This window comes from Hufsiella arboris, assembly GCF_009834875.1.
GTDB lineage: Bacteria > Bacteroidota > Bacteroidia > Sphingobacteriales > Sphingobacteriaceae > Hufsiella_A > Hufsiella_A arboris.
This window is the reverse complement of sequence record NZ_WVHT01000006.1, coordinates 1-21,885: the sequence shown is the minus strand read 5'-3', so window position 1 is coordinate 21,885 and position 21,885 is coordinate 1. Positions and strand designations below refer to the sequence as shown.

Annotated in this window: 17 protein-coding genes; 2 read left to right on the top strand and 15 right to left on the bottom strand. The window is 45.8% G+C overall.

What is annotated here, in order from left to right; all coding sequences use genetic code 11:
- Window positions 1-276: 276 nt before the first annotated feature.
- From GS399_RS13180 to GS399_RS13165, 4 genes are all read right to left on the bottom strand, one after another.
- On the bottom strand, window positions 277-480 hold the full coding sequence (locus GS399_RS13180; protein ID WP_160845117.1) for a hypothetical protein: 204 nt from the start codon (window positions 478-480) through the stop codon (window positions 277-279).
- Between the two features lie 177 nt (window positions 481-657).
- Entirely contained in the window at window positions 658-954 is a 297-nt protein-coding gene (locus GS399_RS13175) for a hypothetical protein (RefSeq protein WP_160845116.1), read from the bottom strand.
- 541 nt (window positions 955-1,495) lie between these two features.
- Window positions 1,496-2,896: a sialate O-acetylesterase gene (locus GS399_RS13170; protein ID WP_160845115.1), complete on the bottom strand. Its 1,401-nt coding sequence runs from the start codon at window positions 2,894-2,896 to the stop codon at window positions 1,496-1,498.
- A gap of 142 nt (window positions 2,897-3,038) precedes the next feature.
- Window positions 3,039-4,502, bottom strand: coding sequence for a sulfatase (locus tag GS399_RS13165; RefSeq protein ID WP_160845114.1), 1,464 nt, complete (start codon window positions 4,500-4,502; stop codon window positions 3,039-3,041).
- Window positions 4,503-5,132: 630 nt separating this feature from the next.
- On the opposite strand from GS399_RS13165, the gene GS399_RS13160 reads away from it, so the two are divergent.
- Complete coding sequence (locus GS399_RS13160; protein ID WP_160845113.1) at window positions 5,133-5,942, top strand: class I SAM-dependent methyltransferase; 810 nt, start codon at window positions 5,133-5,135, stop codon at window positions 5,940-5,942.
- Between the two features lie 837 nt (window positions 5,943-6,779).
- Here GS399_RS13160 and GS399_RS13155 read toward each other — a convergent pair.
- The 6 genes from GS399_RS13155 to GS399_RS13130 all read right to left on the bottom strand — a co-directional run bounded on the left by GS399_RS13155 (window position 6,780) and on the right by GS399_RS13130 (window position 14,474).
- Window positions 6,780-7,076, bottom strand: a complete 297-nt coding sequence (locus GS399_RS13155) for a hypothetical protein (protein WP_160845112.1) — start codon at window positions 7,074-7,076, stop codon at window positions 6,780-6,782.
- A gap of 575 nt (window positions 7,077-7,651) precedes the next feature.
- Complete coding sequence (locus GS399_RS13150; RefSeq protein WP_160845111.1) at window positions 7,652-10,762, bottom strand: AAA family ATPase; 3,111 nt, start codon at window positions 10,760-10,762, stop codon at window positions 7,652-7,654.
- Complete coding sequence (locus GS399_RS13145) at window positions 10,743-11,309, bottom strand: ABC-three component system middle component 1 (RefSeq protein WP_160845110.1); 567 nt, start codon at window positions 11,307-11,309, stop codon at window positions 10,743-10,745. Before GS399_RS13145 ends, GS399_RS13150 begins: the two co-directional genes overlap by 20 nt.
- A complete protein-coding gene (locus GS399_RS13140; RefSeq protein ID WP_160845109.1) occupies window positions 11,296-12,594 on the bottom strand; it encodes an ABC-three component system protein in 1,299 nt (432 codons plus the stop codon). Before GS399_RS13140 ends, GS399_RS13145 begins: the two co-directional genes overlap by 14 nt.
- Window positions 12,595-12,599: 5 nt before the next feature.
- Complete coding sequence (locus tag GS399_RS13135; RefSeq protein ID WP_160845108.1) at window positions 12,600-13,640, bottom strand: ComEC/Rec2 family competence protein; 1,041 nt, start codon at window positions 13,638-13,640, stop codon at window positions 12,600-12,602.
- A 567-nt stretch (window positions 13,641-14,207) separates the two neighbouring features.
- Entirely contained in the window at window positions 14,208-14,474 is a 267-nt protein-coding gene (locus GS399_RS13130; RefSeq protein ID WP_237487947.1) for a hypothetical protein, read from the bottom strand.
- Between the two features lie 264 nt (window positions 14,475-14,738).
- On the opposite strand from GS399_RS13130, the gene GS399_RS13125 reads away from it, so the two are divergent.
- Window positions 14,739-17,603 carry a PAS domain-containing protein gene (locus GS399_RS13125; protein WP_160845107.1) on the top strand — a complete coding sequence of 955 codons (2,865 nt, stop codon included), beginning with the start codon at window positions 14,739-14,741 and terminating at the stop codon, window positions 17,601-17,603.
- Between the two features lie 426 nt (window positions 17,604-18,029).
- Here the strand turns inward: GS399_RS13125 and GS399_RS13115 are convergent, their stop codons facing one another.
- From GS399_RS13115 to GS399_RS13095, 5 genes are all read right to left on the bottom strand, one after another.
- Window positions 18,030-18,503 carry a YybH family protein gene (locus GS399_RS13115; RefSeq protein ID WP_237487946.1) on the bottom strand — a complete coding sequence of 158 codons (474 nt, stop codon included), beginning with the start codon at window positions 18,501-18,503 and terminating at the stop codon, window positions 18,030-18,032.
- Between the two features lie 48 nt (window positions 18,504-18,551).
- A complete protein-coding gene (locus GS399_RS13110) occupies window positions 18,552-19,412 on the bottom strand; it encodes an aspartyl protease family protein (protein ID WP_160845105.1) in 861 nt (286 codons plus the stop codon).
- A 6-nt stretch (window positions 19,413-19,418) separates the two neighbouring features.
- The gene (locus GS399_RS13105; RefSeq protein ID WP_160845104.1) at window positions 19,419-19,994 is read right to left on the bottom strand and encodes a dihydrofolate reductase family protein; all 576 of its coding nucleotides are present in this window, start codon (window positions 19,992-19,994) and stop codon (window positions 19,419-19,421) included.
- 229 nt (window positions 19,995-20,223) lie between these two features.
- The gene (locus GS399_RS13100; protein WP_160845103.1) at window positions 20,224-20,403 is read right to left on the bottom strand and encodes a hypothetical protein; all 180 of its coding nucleotides are present in this window, start codon (window positions 20,401-20,403) and stop codon (window positions 20,224-20,226) included.
- A gap of 164 nt (window positions 20,404-20,567) precedes the next feature.
- Entirely contained in the window at window positions 20,568-21,590 is a 1,023-nt protein-coding gene (locus GS399_RS13095) for an LLM class flavin-dependent oxidoreductase (protein ID WP_160845360.1), read from the bottom strand.
- Window positions 21,591-21,885 lie beyond the last annotated feature (295 nt).

The following is a 21,885-nucleotide window of genomic DNA, read 5'->3' as shown; positions in this document are numbered from 1 at the left end:
TCACTCATGCCGTGAGGGCATTTACTTTTGAAAAGGCCAAAAGTAAACAAAAGCCTTTTCAATCCGCTTAGGTGCCGTTAGCTCATATCCATCAGCACGCATTAAAAAACGACAGCGCTTATTTTTATTCGGCAGAGCCGTTATGAAAGTAGTTGCAAACTCCAACATAAAACCGCATTCGCTATAGGCTTGGCAGTGATTTTTGATCTTTTCTGCTCCTGTTTTTAATGCTACTCCGGCACTTGCGGATTGATCGTACTTCGGTTCTGGCAGTCCTTACTGAACGGATTTGGCGCGGTGCCAGGAACCATCGTTCATACCGTTCAGACATTGGATAGTAAGGAACGGCCTTCGGAGATTTGGAAGTAAAGACCAATAAATCTTCTGCATAACACGATCAAAAATCACAACCATCAGCGTTTTCCGCGAGTGGTGCAGCACCGTTAAATTTTGCACAAACATTCCCACGGCTCGGAACATGCGCTTAAAAGATTTATTGAGGATTTACGACAAATATCTGAAGCCGCGGACTTTTTGTTTACTTTTTTGACTGTAGAAAAAAGTAAATGCCTCCACGGCATGAGTGGCGAAAAGAAGTGGGTACACAGTAGGCAACATGCGAGGAGGAGACAGTGACGGCGGGAGGACGCTAACCGTTTAATCCCTATTTTCCTTCAGGTATTCAGACAGGGCAGCGTAATACACTGTCTTTCCTTCCGGAAGTTTTTTGGCAAACGCGGCTTTTTTTTCCGGGTTGGCGAGTATTGCACGTGCGTATTCAACGGCGAGCTTAAATCGTTCGTTTGCGGCAACCTGTTTTTCGCTGAGTTTTACTTTGCTCCTGTCGGGATATTTGGTAACCACCGTCTTGCTTTTATACTGCTTAAAAACAATCTGCTTGTTAATCGCGCCGCTTAAGCCGGTTGTGATATCGTTTCTTTTTACTATTCCCATAGCTTAAAGATAGTACTTAGATTCGGTCAAACAATACTCTTTGCCGTTCATTTGCCGTTGATCTGCCGTTTGTTGTTTAATTGTCTTTCGCTTGTAGTTCGATTTAAAGAAGCTTTGGACGGAAGAGGAAACGAATGACGATGTTACACGTAGTACTTAACTGCTTACAGCTTATTTCCGGGAACCTGGAAAGCACAAAACTGCTTATATCACTCTTCTGTATGTTGTGCCGGTTGAACTTTTGTAGCGCCACGAGCCGGACAGAGTCCTGGTGCCGTAAGAAGATTTAAGTCGCTCTTCGGAAGACTTAAACCAGTTAGGAACTTTTCATTTTAAGCTATTTGTATCTAAAGAGTCAAAGACGCTTTTTATTTTCTTAGGGCTTAAATGAAGGGCAAGCCACGAGATTTGTGCTTGCCCTGTATGGCTCCTGAGGCGGGCATTCAGGGAACCATTTCTTTAAGAGGCTCTGAAAAATGATACTGTAAAGCCTCTTGGACAAATTATTTGCTGCCAACTCAAGAAAGGTTCGCAGTAAAATCTACCAGTTGTCCGTTCTAAAAGGTGCTACCGGTAACCCTTCGGTATTAAACAGATCGCCAACCACCCAATCTTTAAACCCATAACGCACTGCAACAGGTTCTTCGACCAAGTCGTTTTGCACCAGCACACCTTTTCCTGTGACTTTAGCCGTTGCCGGATAAAAAACTTTATCACTGCCTGCAATTTCAAAAGCATTGATAGCTTTGTTCAATGAAGTAAGTCCATTGGGCGCATTGTCGAACGAAATAACGATACCATTTTTATTAATGGTATGGGATTTATAAACAGGACTTGCGAACGGTAAACCGTTCATCCCGTAATCATTGGCCAATGCCCAATTTGCCAGGCGTTTGCTTATCGTAGTTTTATCTCTCGGGTGAATGGAATTTTCTTCGCCAACATCCATACTTACAACCATTCCGGAGTTGGGAATTTGCAGACTTGCCTTTGCCTGTGCCTCTCTTAACAAACTTGCAGAGCCCACCCTGTCTTTATAGGTAAAAGGAGCTATCTGGACGTAATAAAAAGGAAGTTTACCACTGTTCCATAACTGGCGCCATTCACTAACCATCGCACCCATAAGCTTGTCGTAAATCTGCGGATTGTCACGGTTTGCCTCGCCCTGATACCAGATTATACCTTTCAAAGTATATCCTGAAAAAGGTTTGATCATGGCATTAAATAAAACTGTTGGAGTATTTTTAGTGATATTGGAGGTGTCACTCAGACCTGGGATTTTAACCTCCGGAAAAGATTGCAAGCTGTTTTCTGACATCCACGCTTCAATCCTGGTGCCTCCAACGGCAGACATTATAACTCCTACCGGAATCTTTAATTTTCGTTGAAGAATTTGCGCGAATTGATATCCAACAGCACTAAATTCACTTACGTTGGTCGGATTGGGAAGCTGCCACGATGTAGAAGTACAGTCGTATTGAGGTGTTTTTGACATGCTTGTTTCATATCGTATAATGCGGATTTGAGGATTATCGCAATCAAGAAGAATGTCTGTAGAATTAAGTACAGGCTGATTGGGATAGCCTTTCACAGGCATACCCATGTTTGACTGGCCTGAACACAACCATACTTCTCCCAGCAAAATATTTTTCAAAACCAGCGGATTACCATCGTTGATAATGATGCTGTAAGGTCCGCCAGCTTTGGTTGAGATCACCGATAATTTCCATTCTCCTTTAGCGTCAGACCTGGTTATATATTTTTTGTTGTTCCAAGAAGTGGTCATGGTTACAGCAGCGTTTGCTTTTGCTTTTCCCCATATTGCAACTTTGGAATTTTGTTGCATGACCATGTTATCACTAAAGATTGATGGCAATAATATCTTGGCCTTCGCATTGAGAGCGAATAAGATTAATAATAACAAACCTTGGTAATTTTTCATTTACGATTAGAAAGATTACTATGTGATTAAAGAATTATTTACGGTGATTGATTTGATATTGGTTCTCCACTAAAACGGGAATGATATCGGTGTTTAGCGCACCTCTATGATAGCTGTGTTGTCGCAACACTTCCTTCCATTTTTAATTTCTGTAAGATTTTATTTGATCATGAAATTTTTTGATTTGCTTCTGATATTTTGGAGATTCAGACACGTTTACATTTTCTCCCGGATCTGAATCGTAATCGTACAATTCACGGGCAAGCACTTTCCCGGTTTGTAATTCAACCCATTCTGTGTATCCATAATGCACAGAATGTATTGCATAACCCATCACTTTAGGCTGCTTATCAAACTTCATGTCGTCTGGAAACTGGCTGAATGCAACTCCTTTTCCTGAAAAGGGTTTCCCTCTTAATACATTAGCGAAACTTGTACCATCGGTTTGGGGCGGGGGCAAATTACATAAGTCGGATAGCGTGGCATATAGATCTACCAACTGAACCACTTCATCTGAATATCCCGGATTTTTTTTCTTTGACGGAACAGAGATTACCAATGGCACCTGCGTATCTATTTTCGAATTAGTTGTTTTCCCCCAAAGCCCATGTTCGCCTAAATGAAACCCATGGTCACCTAATAGAATAACGATTGTATTCTTATCTAAATTGAGCCGTTTAAGCTCGTCCAGCACTTTTCCAATTTGGTTGTCAACGTAAGATATGGAAGTGTAATAACCTTTTATAAGTTCGGAGGCGAGACTGTCATTAATTGGGCCGAAGTCTGGGATGTCTGTGTATCCTCTGAGTTCAACTGAGTTATGTAAAGAATATGAAGGCACGCCAGTGGCAAGGGCCGTATCAGGAGATAAAATAATTTTTTTAGCAGCGTTTTTCTTCCAATAAGAAAGCGGCACGCTGTAAGGTAAATGGGGCCTTCTAAAACCTACCGCGAGAAAAAATGGTTTGCTTCCCATATTACGAAGCTCTTCGGTAGCTGCATCAGCCACCATTCCGTCGATATACGCGCTGTCCGGTACATCGGCTTGTTCCATGGCAGTAGCCTTGTCAGCCTTTTGAAGGTTAGAATCTAAAACGTACTTTCCAAGTTTGGAAGTAACTGCAAATAATTCGGCGACACTCCAGGAAGGAGGATCTTGAGCATCCTTCGGATCGTGATAAATTTTACCTATTTGCCGGGTGTAGTAACCATTATTTTTAAAGTACTGCGGCAGAGTAACAACATCAGGCAAGGCTTTTCTGAAGTGCGTAGTTAAATTCCAAACCCGTGTATTATCCGGTTTTTTACCTGTCATTAAAGATGCCCGTGATGGCGCACAAACTGCCTGTTGGCAATATGCCTGATTAAAAACAACGCCATTTTCGGCTAAACGGTCTATATGGGGTGATAAAGAAAGAGCGTCCCCGTAGCAGCTTAAAGCGGGTCTTAAATCGTCAACTACAATAAATAGTACATTTTTCTTTTGTTGAGCAAAGGTTGATCTGGCCGCTACACTTAAACAACCAAACAAGATTATACGTGTCCAGAACTTACGCTGTTGTTTACAAGATCTCCTGTTTAAAAAGTGTTTAGTGTATGTAAGCATTTAAAACATATCTAGTTGATCGGTGCATCATATATCATTATGTACTACATAAAGTCAAATTACTTAATTATATTTGATTATTCCTATTTTTTCAGAAAGCTTCAGAAAGGAGTGGATCAACTTTAGTCAGCGCGTGAGTAGTTTAAGAGTTTGGTATAGCGGTTTTAATGGATTCGGCGCCATAAATTTAACGAAGACGGTACGCTGGTCCGCTTCGATATAACCGAACCTATCAGCCTCTGCGGTATGAGTGGTAAGTGATTTAAAGATGTGGATACACGGTAGGGAAAAAGCGGATACCGGCCAATGTCATTAAGTTAAGCAAATTACGGTCGGGCTGAGGCGCTCAAAGTCCCGTAATTTGCTTGCTTCGTTTCATAAAAATGTCGCATTTCGAGCGCCTCAATGTGACATTTTTATTAAGCATTCTCTTAACTTAATGACATTGGGATACCGGCCAGCTGATTAAGATCTGCGGAGTATCAGCGGGTTGCTGATACAAAGCCCTTCTCCGCATTATTGTACTCATGACAAGTGTAGTTTAATGTAAAGCAATTGATAATCAGTATATTGATTGAAAATTCTTACAAAGTTTGATTAACTTAGAAGACAAGCTTCACTTCTAAAAAAATGAATCCAAACAAAGCTTTATGGGAAAAAGGCGACTTCACCCGAATCGCCGAAAGTATGCGCGAAAGCGGTACTGAACTGGTTGCCAAATTGGGGATCACCCCGGGTATGAAAGTTCTTGACCTGGGTTGCGGCGATGGTACCACCGCTCTGCCAGAGGCAAAACTCGGCGCAAATGTATTAGGGGTGGATATAGCGCGCAACCTGGTGGAAGCAGGAAACCGCAGGGCCACAGAAGCAGGACTCATAAATTGTACTTTTCAGGAAGGTGATGCCACCGATTTGCATGAACTCGAGGATAAACATTTTGACCTGGTGGTAAGCATTTTCGGGGTGATGTTCGCTCCTAAGCCAATGGATGTAGCTAAAGAAATGGTTCGTGTAACACGTCCGGGTGGGAGAATAGTGATGGGGAACTGGATTCCAGGAGATCCTACCCTGGTGGCGCAAATATTAAAGGTTAGTTCGGCGTATACACCACCTCCGCCCGAAGGATTCATCAGCCCGATGTTATGGGGAGTGGAAGAACATGTAACCGAACGCTTTGTGAACGCGGGTGTGCCTAAAGAAAACATCTCGTTCATACGTGATACCTTTACCTTCAATTACCCTTTACCACCTAAGGAACTTGTTGGCTTGTTCCGAAACTATTACGGGCCTACTATGAATGCTTTTGAAGCCGCTGAACAAAGCGGCAGAGCACAGGATTTGCATCAAGAACTGGAAACATTGTTTACCAGTCAGAACAAGAACTCTGACAATACCACCTCAATAACGGCTAATTATTTAAGGGTAACGGTTAATTGTTAAATAGGTTTCCATATGGTCGGTGTTGGCACCGTACCATTTCTGTATTCATCTCTAAAAGTCGCGGTATGGTGAGAACACCAACCGCAGGTGAAAAGAAAGATGGAAGTGTTGGGAATGCGACTCGTCTCGACATGTCTTGCATCCTCGCAACATGTCTACAGTGTACCTACAAGTTTAAGTTTTTCGTTAGCCTCCTGCCGGCAGGGCATTTACTTTTGAAAAGGCCAAAAGTAAACAAAAGCCTTTCCAATCCGCTTAGGTGCCTTTCACACATATCCATCAGCACGCTTTAAAAACAACAGCGCTTATTTTTATTCGGCTCAGCGTTATGAAAGTATTTACAAACTCCAACATAAAACCGCATTCGCTATAGGCTTGGCAGTGATTTTTGATCTTTGCTGCTCCTGTTTTTTAATGCTACGCCGGCACTTGCGGATTGATCGTACTTCGGTTCTGGCAATTCTTACTGAACGGATTTGGCGCAGTGCCAGGAACCATCGTTCATACCGTTTCGACCTCTGATAGCAAGGAACGGCCTTCGGAGATTTGGAAGTGAAGGCCAATGATTTTTTCGAAGGACCTTTCATTGACGCAGACAGTCAGCGCATTCCGCGAGTGTTGCAGAGCCGTTTAATGGTTGCAATACAATTCACACGGCTCGGAACAGCGCATTAAAAAATCATTGAGGATTAACGACAAATATCCGGCAGCCGCGGACTTTTTTGTTTACTTTTTTTGACTGCAGAAAAAAAGTAAATGCCTCCACGGCATGAGTGGCTAAAAGAAGTGGGTACACGGCTGGTAACATGCGAGGACGAGACAGGAGATGTTAACCGTTCAGCCCCTATTCTCCTTCAGGTATTCAGACAGGGCAGCGTAATACACCGTCTTTCCTTCCGGAAGTTTTTTGGCAAACGCGGCTTTCTTTTCCGGGTCGGCGAGTATTGCACGGGCGTATTCAACGGCGAGCTTAAATCGTTCGTTTGCGGCTACCTGTTTTTCGCTGAGCTTTACCTTGCTCCTGTCAGGATATTTGGTCACCACTGTTCCGTGCTTGTACTGCTTAAAAACAAGCTGCTTGTTGATAGCGCCACTTAAGCCGGTTGTGATATCGTTTCTTTTTACTATTCCCATAGCTTAAAGATAGTACTTAGATTCGGTCAAACAATACCCATTTGCCGTTCATTTGCCGTTGATCTGCCGTTTGTTGTTTAATTGTCTTCCGCTTGTAGTTCGATTTAAAGAAGCTTTGGACGGAAGAGGAAACGAATGACGATGTTACACGTTTAGCGTATAAATGATTACAGCTAATTTTCCGGGAACCTGGAAAGCAACGAAACTGATTATATCGCTCTTCGATATATTTAGAAAGGCATTTTTAAGAATTGAATTCGGGTTTCTCCGAAGGAGTCAATTCTGACAAACCTGCCTTTATCAAAAGTCCGGGATGCGTAAGCTCGTATACCAAAAAGAACAATACTTTGAAATAATTTTAAACGGAATTACACAAGCGGGACGCTTGCGGCAGCTAGGGGGAGTAACTTTACATTCATATCCTGAAATATTTGGCGTACAAAAGCTAAATTACCAAAATAAAATTCATGTAAGTCATTGATTTTAAAGGCAATCCAACGATATTATTGATAATTTTTCATTTAATAAGTTCGAAAAATTTTCAGCTTATGTAAATTTGCTCGACATAGGGTGAATTAATGGGCTGCTACCTTGCCGTAGGAATCGAAGCGGATAAATTTTGACGGATAGAAAGTATTATCGAATTTGCGTTGCAGCAACTTGAAAAAGTTTTCATCATGCGTCGAGATGACCACCTGCCGGTCGATGTCCTTATCGGTGGTAATCGTCCGAATCAGATCTATAAAGGATAAAACGTTTATCGAATCCAAGTACTGTATCGGATCATCCATGAAAATTGTGTTGATCATCGTGTCCTTGTTCTGCAGAGCCTTTGCCAGAAATATACTCAACGATAAAATATTGATTTGCGCGGAACTCAGGTAAAGCGATGGATTGACCATTTTGCGGCCATCATCCTCAGCAGCGTAAATATGCAACTTGGGTTTCACATCGTTGAACTCGGGTGCCAGTTTGATCTCTTTGAGATCGGGGTGCGGATCGATCTTGCGGTAGATCTCGTTGATGATCTTTTGATTGAAAACGGCGTTGATCTTAGCCAGTAAAAACTCGGAGACCTTATTTTTCAGCGCCTCTAATTTCAACAAAGAGGCCCCGAGCGTGGCGTGTTCGTTTTCCAGTTTTTTCAGCTCACGCTTCTTTTCGTTGACGATCAAGTTGTTCTGCATGACGCTGATATTTTCCTGCAGCTCCTTTAATTTCAGATAGCTAGCCTGGTGTAGGGCCAGGACACGTTCACTGGCGGCCAGCTGTTCCTGCATGGTGGGCAAATCGAACTGTTCGCTCCGAAGCAGCAGCTGATAACTTTCTTCGAACTGTTCGGTCGATTTGAGCAAGCCGTTCAGCGTCTTTTCGATCTCCTTGACTTGTCTTTTCAGACCGATCGCATCGGCTGGTAATGCCTTGGCCTGCAACTGTGCGAGCAGGTGCGCATTATCCTCCAGTTGTTTTTCCAGTTCACGAGTTAGATAAGACTGGGAGCCGATCTTGCCGGCAAAACCGTCCTTTAAGAAATCCTGCTCGCTGAGTTTGTTTTTGTTCAGGTAATCCTGCGCGGTCACATAATCGGTCTGCTGCTGGTCCAGTTTGATTTGGGCGTCCAGCTCGGAAACGCGTGCCTGGGCATTGTCGATTTTAAATTGATGATCGGCCAGCAGCGCGGTGAGCTTCGTAATATCTTCCGTCAGCTTGTTGCGCTGCTTTTCGGCGTTCCCGATCAGCTTTTGCAGCGCAGCGTTCGCTTTCCGCAGTTCGTCGGCATCGGCGGTGAGTCTTTGGTGGGCGGCGGTAGCCAGGGCTGCTGCGGAATCGTAGTACTGAAAATTGGCAGCCATATCCGCGCTTTTTTTCTCCCGGCGGCTTAATGCGGCCATCAGGACTTCTTCGTAGTCTTTCAGCGTTTCGATAAACTCGGCATATGTTTTTTCGATCAGCGCTTCTTGTTCGTCGATCTCCTTTTTTAAAGTATCCATTTGCTGCCGCAGATCGGCCAGGCCTAGGATGTCCTGCTTTTGCGTTTCGATCAAAGCGACCAATGCTTCGTAACTCTGCTGTTTGGTCTGACATAGCGGACAGGTATCGGTATGGGTTTCCAGCACATGTTCGCGTCCGAACTGGATCAGTTTCTGCAGGTTTTCGTCGAGACTGCCAGCTTTGGAAAAATCCGCCCGGAACTGCTCATAATTCTTTTTCAGGGCTTCTTTGGATTCATACAGTTTCGTGATCACACCGGCCAGTTCTTGAAATGCCGGGAACCCGAAGTCTTGTTTGACAAACAATTCGATCGGTTGCTTATAAGTCTGCTGAAGGGATTGGAGTTCCCTGATGATTTCCGAGGCGCCGCCATCGTAGATCATTTTCACCTTTTCGGCGAGTTGGGCCCGGTCCAGGGCTGGCTGTATGATCGCCGTATTTTCGGCGATCCGCTTTTCCATATCGGCTATTTTTTCCAGGTTCTGCTGCAAAGAAAGCGCCGACTGGCTTAAGTTGTTCAGATTGGCCTGGTACTGGTTGAGGTCTTTGGTCGCTTTACTGCTTTCGGTAGCTAAATTTCTGATAAGTTCATTCCGGCTGCGTTTTTCGGTATTGGCCGTAGTGATGCGCCCAGCGGTTTGGACAAATTCCTGGCGCAGTGCTTCGATCTGTCGGAGCGTTGCCAGGGTTTGCTGGGCTTGGGCCAGTTCTTTGTTCAGGCGCTCCCTTTCCTTGGTCCGCTTTTGGAAGTCTTCCATGTCTGCGACCTGCTGGCTGAACACACCGAGCTGTTCGGTGACGGTCTTTTTTTCCGCTAAGTTTTTTTGGTAGAGTTCATAGGTATTCGCCAGGATCTGCAAACCATTTTTCCGGTCCTGTTCCTGCCTGGTCTCGAATTCCGAATTGACAATGAAGTGATTGAGCTGTTTGGTGGTTTCATGCAGTTCCGCGGCCGTCGTTTCTTCGGTGAAAGGCTGCAGGTTAAATTTGAACTGCTGGCTGTCGTTGATGGCTTGGATCAATTGATTGAAAAACGCGACTTTGTCGCTGGTTTGGGCCAAGGCATCGATTTCCCCTTTAAGGTCTGCAATAGCTTTTTCGTGCTCTTCTATCTCCTTGGCGGTGGCTTCGCACAGCCGTGAAATGCCGACGAAATAGGCGGAATCGTCTTTCCCGCCCCAAAAATCAAGCAGGGCCTCGTATTTCTGCTGCGGGGTTTTGGAACTCAGAAAGGAATCGATTCGCGACTGTGGCATGATCTCGATCAACTGGTTCGAGTTAAACGTTTTCAGGCCTGATTTGATCGCCGAATTGCTTTTCCTCTCGATGATCCCGGGCAGCAGGTCCCAGTTCGCACTGGAAGAAGTGCGGCGCTCGAAGAACTTCCCTTCGCCGTCGTTTAGACGCACCCGGCCATGTTCGGCAGTAGCATCGCGGTTTTTCAGGATATCGCCCCCTTCTTCGACTGCTGCATTTTTAATGGTCGGGTTTTCGTCGAAGCGCTCGATGGTGCCCTTGACCGACCATTCCACGCCTTCAAAAAAAGAGGTCTTGCCGAACCCGTTAGGTGCGAATACCGCGACCAGGTTCGCCATCTGACCATCCGCGGTCATGAAGTCGAATTTGACATGCTCCTTAAAACCCCGGAAGGCATCGAGTTCGACGCCGCTGAGTTTAATGTTTTTTGCTGCCATGGCTCAGTTTTTTATAATGTTTGTAGAATTTATCGAACTGTTTGTTACTGGCTTTAAAATCTTTTAAAGCGGTAAGGATAACGGGGTCTTCCGCTTCGATCAGTTCCGCGGTCGTTTTGTTCATCAGCTCACTGGGCGGTGGCAAAGCCGGTATCACCAGCGTAAACAGTTTTTTCTCCAGCAGTTTAGCGATGCGCCCATCATCCAAATCCTCCGCCAGCTGGTCTTCCACCAGTTTGCGGCTGCAGAATTTATTTTGCTCGATGGTGTATTTCAACTGACGGGCGACCTTGAACGGGCATAGGATCAGAAAATAAATATTCCACATCTCGATGCCCTCGGCCAGTTCGGTCTGAAAGCCGACCGCGATCCGCGCGTTCAGCGGTTCCCACAATTTGACGATCTCTTCCTCATCTTTGGGCAGAAAAACAAACATGTGCACGAAATACTGGTCCAGTTCTTTTTTCAGGTACTGCAGGCGCGGCCTGACCGGGGCGAATACCGGTTCGGTAAAGATGGCGGGTAGGTCCGATTTAATGATTTCCATAATCCAGGATCTTTAATACTTCTTGTCTGACCAGTTCCCTGATCTCCTCGGGTTGAAGGCTCGTTTCAATTTCGGCGACCTTATCGGCAAAATGGGCGATATCGATACAGCAGAAATTCTTGGCCAGGTCGGGATGGTCGACCTGCATGTTTTCGATGTCGGCCTCATAGATCGATTTAACGATCTTTTTCACTTTCGCTTTATTCAGGTACTTCTTGGCCGAGGGCTGGTCGCCGGAAAACACGACGATGCTGTTATCTTCAATGGAATCCATCGATTTGGTATCGGTCAGGAACGCTTTGATCATTTCATCGATAATGAGTTTGTCGGGCGAATAGTAAAGCCTGACGTTACGCAGGAATACCTGTAGGGTGTAATCCGGGTTGTCGGTGGCGACATCCAGAAAAGTCAGCAGTTCGATCCAGGATTTCCAAAGCCTCGGGTTATTGACGATATTGAGATAGCTTGCCTGATAGGGTACTTGGAGGTTCCCTTTGAAATGCTCTGCTAAGGCCAGCGGCGTGATCGCACTGCCCACGATATTGTCCATATGGGCGCGGACACTTTTTCTGATCGGCTTATCCAGACTGTTCAAGGCATCTTTTCGATGCGCGGCGAAACTTTTCATCCCGGCCGTTAGCATCCCGGCGTAACCCTTCGCTACGGCCAGCTCGTGGAACAGCGCCGTATAAAAGACCAGCAATTTGTTCAACGCCGCTGCCGGATTATGGAGGGCCGGAAAAATGCCTTTCAGGATCAGCCGGTCGCCGGCGATATAGAAGACCCCGCTGCCCGAAAAGCCGGTGATATAAGCTGCGGCTTTATTTTCGAAAGTGTGCGCCGCCACATCGGCGACGACCTCGTAATTGACCCCGGGCACATGCTCCAAATTGCACTGGCAGGGAATATCGGTCGAGGTCACTGCTGCCTCAGCGGCCATTTTGGGATAACCATAGACCTTCATCTTTTCCTCGCGCTCCGGCCGGGCATGGGTCAGTTCATAGGGGACAGCTCCGATGTAGTTGGCAACGAGGATGGCGATGTCGATACCGGGATGAGCCAGCACCGCTTGGATGGCCAGCGGCTCCGCCTCGCCGGCGCCTGTCCGTATAACCCGGATCTGGTCAACCGGCAGCAGGGTACGGACTTCGGGTTTCCCCTCCACCTTTTCGATATTGTGTTTGACGGTCAAGATATAAGTGTACTCGGTCGTATCCGGCTGAAAAATACAGCCACTGCCTTTGTTCACCTGCACCGCGAAATGTTTTAACTGGTCTGCGATCATGCCCTTCAACCCTCAAATAAATAATCAATTCCCATACTGTGCTTTAGGGTAAAGGTATGGCTCCCGTAGTCTTCCGGAGAGAATATTTTTCCGGCGATCTCCTCATAGTTAAAGTGCAGGGTCACGCCGGGGTTGGCCGCGATGATCCGGGCGAGCGGTTCTTTGTTGGGCAACCCATGCGCGCCGCCATCAGTGCTGACAAAAAAATGCGGACTACGGATGATATCCAGCAATCCGGGGCTCGTATTGAACTTGCTGGCATGGTGCGAGACCTTGACAAATTCTGCGCAAAGCCGGTGCTCTTCACTGTAGCCCAGTGCCCGTAAACTGGCCTCGATCTGACTAGGGTGGGCATCGGCCAGGAACAAATAATGCAAACCATTCAGCGTTATCAAAAAAGCGATGGCGCTGCCATTCGGCACGGCCGTATCTTCCTGAAAATCACGGGCCAGTAGTTCGGCGATGGTATACTGAAAATCATCGTGGTCCCCGCCTGACATTTGTGTTTGTTTGGCCTCTTCGGTTTCCCAGCGCTTGTTCAATTTTTTGAGCATCGGCTCGCGGGGTGACAGCACCTTGATCTCGGCACCGTAAAACGCTTCGGCATAGCCAGCCAGGATGACTTGCTGTACCCAGCCCGACTGTTTTTCCAGTTCGGCCTCCAGGGTCAGGCCCTGCCGCACGCTCATCTCTGTCGTATCATCGGGGATAACCTCCACTTCCCGGCTTTTGTCTTCAGGCGTCCGGAAGTGACGGGACAGTAATTTGCCGGAGTTGAACCAAACCCTTTTGATCAGGGAGCGGTCCAACGCGGTGTCTTCGTAAAGTGCCTTGATGCCGCCGATATGATCATCATCGATATGGGTCACGACCAGCAGGTCGATCGGTTGTCCAGCTTCTTGCAATTCTTTCAGTAAAGGTTTTAAAGCACGCTGATAGGTACGGGGCACACCACCATCGATCAGGATGTTAACCGTTTTGTCATGATGTTGAAAAGAAACGAGGATAGCGTCGCCGTTAAAAGCGGGCAGCGGCCGGATGATCATATTCGGTTATAATAAGAATCTTGCTGCAAAATACACCAATTTTTCTCAATAATACGCAACCACAAAAGTAAACAAGCGTATGGAATGTCAAATGGTGTTAATCTGCCGAATAAATCAGCCGCCGCATTACAAACTTGGAATTTTTCTGATGATGCATAGGGTATGAGTCCATATTGGCCGTTTCCTCGGCACTAAGAATTTATTGGCGCAGGACCTCTTGGGCTAACTGAAACGGCTCCCAATCACCTTTGGCAGCGATAATTCGGGTATACTCGTTGGGATTGTGAAACACGATCTTCGAGGGCAGACGATGTTAATGTCACGCTGCCTTAGCAATAACGCTGGATAACACAGCCGCAAGCTCATCAAGGCGTTTGCTATGGCTTATGACGAATTATTGTATCCCAATGATATTCCTGTTGTGCACACATATTTTTACCTATGGTCGGCATTATCACCGTTCCATTAATTGAACCTAGATAGTTGCAATATCCCCGTCTAGTCTCGCATGTGCGAGGATTCTCTAACCCTTCGAATCCATCGAAATAATTAATCTTCAACCCGCCGCTACTGCCAACCCATCCCTGGCGCCACATGCTCCAATATAGTCTCCAATACATGCATATTATACTCCACCCCCAAAGTATTCGGAATCGTCAGCAATAATGTATCCGCTTCCCGGATGGCCTCATCTTTCTCCAGTTCTTTAATCAGCTCATCCGGTTCGGCGGCATAACTTTTACCGAAGACGGCTCGCGTGTCAGCCTCGATATAACCAAAGCTATCCGCCGATCTGCCTTGCTGTCCAAAGTAATAACGGTCCTGCTCGTTCACTAACGCAAAAATAGACCTGCTTACGGAAACTCTGGGTTCGCGCTCGTGCCCGGCTTTTTTCCAGGCTCCGCCGCAACAGCCAGGTCAATGTATTGCAGCAGCTGTCGCCGGCCGTACGTGTTTTATCATGTGGATGGTCAGACCAATGCCCGAACTATCTTAAGTTTCAGACATGGCATGAGTAACCAGGAGCCCAAGAGTACATCGAGAGACCTGCTATGATTAAGAATGAAATAATTCTTTATTTTCGGGTTTTCTGAATGTATGAGTTTACAGGACAATGAGCAGTTAAATATCATCGTGCAAAGTGCCCCCATCGGCATTTGTATTCTTGATGCTATTTCTTTAAAAGCAGAATTGCTCAATGATAAATTTCTGGAGATCGCGGGGAAGCCCAAAGAAGCCATCATCGGCAAATGGTATTGGGAACCTTTTGCCGAAGTGCGGCCTTATTATGAAGAGGCGCTAGGCAGCGTGGCAGTAACCGGGGAAGTATATCATGCAGACGAAGTAGAAATGATGCTGATACGTCATGGCAGGGAGGAAAAGATCTTCGTTACTTTCGTTTATGCCCCAGTAGTCAATGCTGCAGGTACCATAACCAAGATTGCCGTTTGGGTACTGGAAAACACCAAGCGGGTTAATGAACAGCGAGTTATTACTGCCAATGAGGCTCGCCTCAGAGCTTTAGTTACAGCTACCTCTGATGTTATCTACAGTGTAAGTGCCGATTGGGAATTAATGTATGAACTGGATGGACGGGGCTTTTTAAAGGATACCAGTGAGCCAATAACCGGATGGCGTGCTCAGAACGTTCACCCGGATGATTTGGAAAGAGTAGATGCAACCATCAATAAAGCTATCCGGACAAAAACAATATTTCAGTTAGAGCATCAAGTACTGCGCGCAGACGGATCTCCGGGATGGACGTTCTCGCGGGCGGTCCCTATCCTTGACCACCAGGGAGAAATTGTTGAATGGTTCGGTATGGCCAGTGATATCACCGAACGTAAGCGGATAGAAGAAGCTTTGGCCCGAAGTTCGGGTGAGCTGCAAGCTATTAATGAGGAGTTGGTAAGCACCAACGAAGAATTACATGCAAGTAATGAAGAATTGGATGAGGCCAGGCAAAACCTGCAGACATTCAATACCGAACTGGAACAAAGGATTGCTGAAAGGACAAATGAGCTAAGCAAAAGCGAGGCTGTTTTCAGAAATATCTTTGAACAGTCACCATTAGCCATGAGCCTCCTCAAAGGACGTGAACTGGTTATTGAATCCGCAAATGAATTGATGTTACAGATTTGGGGCAAGACTGCTGATGTTATCGGGCTGTCCTTGGCCAAAGCTTTGCCGGAATTAGAGGGGCAGCCGTTTTTGCAGATGCTGGATGATGTTTATGTCAGCGGCAAATCGTTTTTTGCTTACGAAATGAGTGTCCTGCTGGAAAGAGATGGCATAATTGTGCCCAAGATACTTGATTTTGTGTGGTCGCCGGTACTCGATGAGAAAGGAATAGTTGAAAGTATTTTGGTGACGGCCGTTGATGGAACAGAACGCGCTTCAAGCCGGCAACGCGAAAAGGACTTAAACATCCAGTTAACAGCAACCAACCGCGAACTGCTGGCCAGTAACGAAGCGTTGATGGCTGCTCAAAAACGGTTAGAGGAATTAAATGCAGGTAACCTGGAAGATATGAAGTTTGCCGTAGATGCAGCCGAACTGGCAACTTTTGATTATAACCCTTTAACCAACCGCTTTAATGGAAACGAGCGGCTGAAAGAATGGTTTGGATTACCAAATGTTCCTGAACTCGAACTATCTGCGGCCACGAAAGTAATCGCAGAAAAAGACCGGAACCGGGTGATCGCCGCTATACAGGATGCGCTCGACTACAGTAAAGGCAAAAGTTATGATGTGGAATATACTATTTTAAACACGCTTAATCCTATTCCACGGTTGGTACGGGCGAAAGGCAAAGCGCTGTTTAACAAAAATAAACAACCTGTTCGGCTCAGCGGCACCTTACAGGACATTACTGAGCAGAAAAATGCCTTAGCCGAACTGGAAGCCAGCAATCAGCGATTGGAACTGGCTTTAGGCGCAGCTAACCTCGGTTCTTACCAGCTTGATTTGCTGACCGGAAAAATGATCTGTACCGAACAATGTAAAAAGAATTTTGGTATAGATGCCGCCAGCACATTTGACTTTCCCGACTTATTAAACTTAATCCGGCCGGAGTACCGGGATGATATGCAACAACGGGTGAATTTGGCTATTGCTCAACATGTCATTTATCATGCAGAGTATCAGATACAGCGACCGGACGGTGAAATTCGCTGGATAGCGGCTTACGGACAACCGAAATATAATGATGCTGGCGATGCGGTATCCATTGCCGGCGTTACCAGTGACATTACCGCCCAAAAGGAAACAGAGGCTAAAAAGGATACGTTTATTGGTATGGTGAGCCATGAGTTAAAAACGCCGCTTACCTCCTTAAAGTCATATATCCAGGTGCTGTACCGCGATGCACAAAAAGGAAATGACCAGTTTACCACCAATGCCCTTGCTAATGCCGACAAGCAGGTAAACAAGATGAGCAGTATGATAAACGGCTTTTTAAATGTAGCACGCCTTGAATCCGGGCAGATACAGTTGACTAAAACAGCATTCGATTTGAGCGAGCTTATCACAGAATGTATAGCCGAAGTAGCCGTTGTTTTACAAAGCCATCAAATCATTTATGCAGAATGTCCGGGCATTATGGTGTGGGCCGACCGGGAGAAGATAGGCCAGGTCATCCATAATCTGATCAGCAACGCTATTAAATATTCACCCAAAGGAAAAGAAATCAACAACAAGTGCCGCTCAGTTGAGCAAAAAGCAGAAGTAAGTATCCGTGATGAAGGCATTGGTATAACGGTAGAAAACATCCCTCAACTGTTTGATCGTTTTTACCGGGTAGACAATCCTAACCTTAAGCATGTGTCAGGGTTTGGTATCGGTCTGTATTTATCTAACGAACTTGTCAAACAGCATGGCGGTAACATCTTGGTGAAGAGTGCTTTGAATGAAGGTTCAACTTTTTTGTTTGACATTCCTTTGGCGAATAACGGTCAGGTATAGACTTTTTTTCGGTTAGACTTACTGGTTAAGTCGTTTGTAAAACATGATTATCTTTTATAGCGATTGTTTCTTCCCCGTCTAGTCCTCGCATTTTGCGAGGATTTTCTAACCCTTTGCTTCTTGCGAAATATTAGTTTTCCAACCATCTATCACCGCCACCTCATCTTCGGGTGAACATGTTCCAATATCGCCGACAGCACATGCACATTATAGTGCACGCCCAAAGTATTCGGAATGGTCAGCAACAGCGTATCCGCTTCCCGGATGGCTTCATCTTTCTCCAGTTCTTTGATCAGCTGATCCGGTTCGGCGGTATAAATTTACCGAAGACGGCCCGCTTCAGGTTAACGGCGCGGCATCTTTCCCTTGCGCGGTTCGTAAGCTTGCCAGAGTAGGGGATAATCGCTCAAAAAAACCATTACCCCATTATTTAGGCGGCGCTTCCTGTGTGATTTCACGTATGGTCAACCAACCTGTCGGACTGCTTTTGTCTTGCATGTAAACAACCATTGAGCGTCCCCTGACTATTGAAGAGTCGCCGCCGTTTTTCGGAGTTGATTTGATTGCAAAAATTCCTGTCTGTATGGCGATCTTTCCTATAAATTCTGTGCTCTCCACTGTATTTTCAATAAATTCTACTTTTGAGTTTTGGAACCAGGCGCTCGCACCTTTTGCTACTGCTTCCCTGCCTTTTACCATATGGTTCCCGCCGAAATATTTTACAACGTTCGGACTGTGCAATCGCCCTACTAAAGCCGCATCACCTTTCTCGAAGGCATTTCTGATAGCAGCGGTCGCTTTGTCTAATGACTCTCTTAATGCTGCGGAATCCGTTACCTCTTGTGTATAGGCATTGGTTGAAAAAACTGCCATAATTAATAATTGAATGATGATTTTCATGAGTTAGTTATAGTGTTTACTTTTTGATTCCGCACTTAAGCAGCATTGTTAATCGATAAGGAATATTTTTTTATCCGGAAGACTTATTGTGATCTTCTTTCCCAACCAGTCAATACCGGTTTTGCCTTCGTAGATTAAATTTTCAACGAATATGGATTTCGGATTATCGATGCTCGCTGAGTTATTTTCCGTTCGCAAGGTGTTAATTTTACCTGTGTAAAATAGCCGGGTTTTAGTTGCATCGAACTCATCCTTCTTTTTTAAAACCTCAAATGAATTTTTATCAAGCTTTAACATGTCCATCAACCGGGAGTTGAACCAAAATGAAGATTTGCCTGCGCCTGAATCTAAAAGAACCTGGATCGTTACCTGGTCATTTAGCTTAACATTGGTAAAAATATCGAGCGATTTACCTGCGTAATCAGCTATTTGAATATCGATAAACTTCGACTTACCAACTTCCGGCTTGTTGTTAAAAGAAATTATTTTACTTTCGAAATCAATAGTAACGGGCGTGTTTTGAAACGGCTGTAATGATATCAAGCCGTCGATGTCGCCGGCATCGATGTTGTAGGTCGTGTATAGTTGATTTGAAAAATTAAGCGTCCCGATAGCCAGGCTCTCCGAGTGGTAAAGCGGGACAGTTAAACTTTCGCCGGTAGCCCGGTGGGCAGTAAAATAGTTGTTGGTTTGCTGAGCTTTTAACCGTTTCGCGAACTTGTCGAAAAACAGGTTCAGGCCCGCGCCTGTATCAAAAATAAACTTCCCCTCTACGCCATCAACTTTAGCTTTAATAATTATGTGCCCCGACTCCATCAGCGTAAATGGAACAGAGCTGACCTGCGAGCTGGCTGAAAAGCCAATGAACAGGATGAGTAAGGTCAGGGTATGTTTTATCTTAAGGCTCATACAGGTTTATTTAGGATCTCCGACAGAAAAAAATAAATGAGTTGCAGCCGGTGTTTCAATAGTACTCTCTTTTTTTAGATTTACATTTTGAGCGCTATCACTCTTGAAAAGCGGAGTTCCGCTGCCAAGTATAACCGGCGCAATATGTAAATGAAACTCATCAAGCAGGTTGCTGTAAAAATATTGCTGAGCTACATTTGCCCCGCCCATGATCCAGACATTTTTATCGCCTGCGACTTTTTTTGCTTTGGATAAAGCGGATTCGATGCCGTCGGTAACCACATCAAATCCTTTTACTGCATCTATCGGTTTTGAGCTTAAAATAAATGCCGGCACGTTAAATGGACTTTCACCTTCCCAGGCGCCGTCTATGGCGGTTTTGTAAGTTTTGCTTCCGGTTATCACGGCACCGCAATTATCTACGAGATCTGAGAGTGTGTCACCGTCGGCTTTTTGCTTGCCGCCGAATATCCAATGATGCAGCGACAGGCCGTTCACACCCAGCGGAGTTTCTTTGGACACATTTGGCCCGGCAATAAAGCCATCAAGCGACATGGTAATACTGAGTATTACTTTTTTCATTTTTGCAATGTTTATTTGGTTAAATGTTGATTTAAAAGTTCTTAAAGAAACTAACAACAGGATATCGATTCAAATCATATCAACGATTAGTAAGGATGGTAATCGTTAAATCATTTGGGATAACATGAACACCGTTCATAGCGTAATATTTGCTGTTTACCTATTTTAGAGCTCGTCATATTGTGGAACTTCGAGAATAGCGTTTCATTGTATCTTCTGCTTACAGTTATTATTCTGAATAGATAGAATGGATTCTGTACATCCCTAATAAGATGAATAAGTACACCAGCTGGGTTATGGCATCGAAGGAATCAGCTAAAGGATCGTTATTATTCAAGTGAACACCAATGGCCGATAACATGATGATGATAAGTCCAATGGCTGCCAATACGCCGTCTAGTCCTCGCATTTGCGAGGATTCAACGTGTATCGATTGCAGCGAAATATTAGTTCTAATTTTTATGGAATTCCGCCGTCTCTCATCCGAAAGATCATTTACTTAATCGACGTAAGTCTTTGAAACGGTAGGATAGTACTTTCGATTACAATGCAGTCGAGTGTTATAATTTACTCTTACCGCCAACCCATCCCCGGTGCCACATGCTCCAATATCGCCTCCAGTACATGCACATTGTATTCCACGCCCAGCGTATTCGGAATGGTCAGCAACAGCGTATCAGCCTCCCGGATGGCCTCGTCTTTCTCCAGTTCTTTGATCAGCTGATCCGGTTCGGCGGCATAACTTTTACCGAAGACGGCCCGCGTGTCCGCTTCGATATAACCGAAACTATCAGCCGATCTGCCTTGCTGTCCGAAGTAATAGCGGTCCTGGTCGTTTACTAAGGCAAAAATAGAGCGGCTCACGGAAACCCGTGGTTCACGCTCGTGCCCGGCCTTTTTCCAAGCCTCTTTGTATAAACGAATCTGTTTAGCTTGCTGGATATGAAAAGGTTCGCCGCTCTCGTCGAACTTTAAGGTAGAGCTTTGCAGGTTCATGCCCTGCTCGGCCGCCCAAACGGCGGTAGCATTGGAGGCAGCGCCCCACCAGATGCGTTCGCGCAGTCCCGGCGAATGCGGCTCGAGGCGCAACAAGCCCGGCGGGTTGGGGAACATAGGATTGGGGTTAGGCTTGGCAAACCCAACACCACTCAGCTTATCTAAAAACTGCAGCGCTTTTTCGCGGCCCATTTCCGCATCGGTTTGTCCGGCTTCCGGTTCGTAACCAAAATAGCGCCAGCCCTCGATCACCTGCTCGGGAGATCCCCGGCTGATGCCCAGTTGTAAACGCCCGCCCGCGATAAGGTCGGCAGCGCCGGCATCTTCCACCATATACATTGGATTCTCATAGCGCATATCGATCACACCGGTGCCGATCTCTATATTATTCGTCTTAGCGCCGATGGCTGCCAGCAAAGGGAAGGGCGAGGCCAGCTGGCGCGCAAAGTGGTGCACGCGGAAATAAGCACCGTCCAAACCCAGTTCCTCCGCCGCGACAGCCAGTTCAATGGATTGCAGCAGCGTGTCGCCGGCAGTACGTGTTTCATATTGTGGATGGTTAGACCAATGCCCGAAAGAAAGGAAGCCGATTTTCTTCATAAAGTAAAGATAAAGATCGTCGACGACCATTAGAAATGCTCGGCTTTGTCGGAGCTCGCTTAATATCAACGGCAGTGATTTATGAATGTCAGTCGGGCTCATTGCCGCCCGATGGCTAGCCACTTTTGTCTTGAAACAAAAGTTGCCAAAAGTTCAAGAAAAGAAATAAGCTTCAGCCGCACAGTCTAACGCATGGCCCGCATTTCTTTTCGGCCCACCGCGCCCGGATTTCACGCCGACCTGCTAAGCGCCGAAGCAGGCCGTGCTATAGTGGCATGGCGCAAATATTTCTATA

What these genes read in the sequence shown, in the direction of transcription:
- GS399_RS13180 (WP_160845117.1), bottom strand. Translation starts at nt 480, where the DNA reads ATGTTCCGAGCCGTGGGAATGTTTGTGCAAAATTTAACGGTGCTGCAC.
- GS399_RS13175 (WP_160845116.1), bottom strand. Translation starts at nt 954, where the DNA reads ATGGGAATAGTAAAAAGAAACGATATCACAACCGGCTTAAGCGGCGCG.
- GS399_RS13170 (WP_160845115.1), bottom strand. Translation starts at nt 2,896, where the DNA reads ATGAAAAATTACCAAGGTTTGTTATTATTAATCTTATTCGCTCTCAAT.
- GS399_RS13165 (WP_160845114.1), bottom strand. Translation starts at nt 4,502, where the DNA reads ATGCTTACATACACTAAACACTTTTTAAACAGGAGATCTTGTAAACAA.
- GS399_RS13160 (WP_160845113.1), top strand. Translation starts at nt 5,133, where the DNA reads ATGAATCCAAACAAAGCTTTATGGGAAAAAGGCGACTTCACCCGAATC.
- GS399_RS13155 (WP_160845112.1), bottom strand. Translation starts at nt 7,076, where the DNA reads ATGGGAATAGTAAAAAGAAACGATATCACAACCGGCTTAAGTGGCGCT.
- GS399_RS13150 (WP_160845111.1), bottom strand. Translation starts at nt 10,762, where the DNA reads ATGGCAGCAAAAAACATTAAACTCAGCGGCGTCGAACTCGATGCCTTC.
- GS399_RS13145 (WP_160845110.1), bottom strand. Translation starts at nt 11,309, where the DNA reads ATGGAAATCATTAAATCGGACCTACCCGCCATCTTTACCGAACCGGTA.
- GS399_RS13140 (WP_160845109.1), bottom strand. Translation starts at nt 12,594, where the DNA reads ATGATCGCAGACCAGTTAAAACATTTCGCGGTGCAGGTGAACAAAGGC.
- GS399_RS13135 (WP_160845108.1), bottom strand. Translation starts at nt 13,640, where the DNA reads ATGATCATCCGGCCGCTGCCCGCTTTTAACGGCGACGCTATCCTCGTT.
- GS399_RS13125 (WP_160845107.1), top strand. Translation starts at nt 14,739, where the DNA reads ATGAGTTTACAGGACAATGAGCAGTTAAATATCATCGTGCAAAGTGCC.
- GS399_RS13115 (WP_237487946.1), bottom strand. Translation starts at nt 18,503, where the DNA reads ATGAAAATCATCATTCAATTATTAATTATGGCAGTTTTTTCAACCAAT.
- GS399_RS13110 (WP_160845105.1), bottom strand. Translation starts at nt 19,412, where the DNA reads ATGAGCCTTAAGATAAAACATACCCTGACCTTACTCATCCTGTTCATT.
- GS399_RS13105 (WP_160845104.1), bottom strand. Translation starts at nt 19,994, where the DNA reads ATGAAAAAAGTAATACTCAGTATTACCATGTCGCTTGATGGCTTTATT.
- GS399_RS13100 (WP_160845103.1), bottom strand. Translation starts at nt 20,403, where the DNA reads ATGCGAGGACTAGACGGCGTATTGGCAGCCATTGGACTTATCATCATC.
- GS399_RS13095 (WP_160845360.1), bottom strand. Translation starts at nt 21,590, where the DNA reads ATGAAGAAAATCGGCTTCCTTTCTTTCGGGCATTGGTCTAACCATCCA.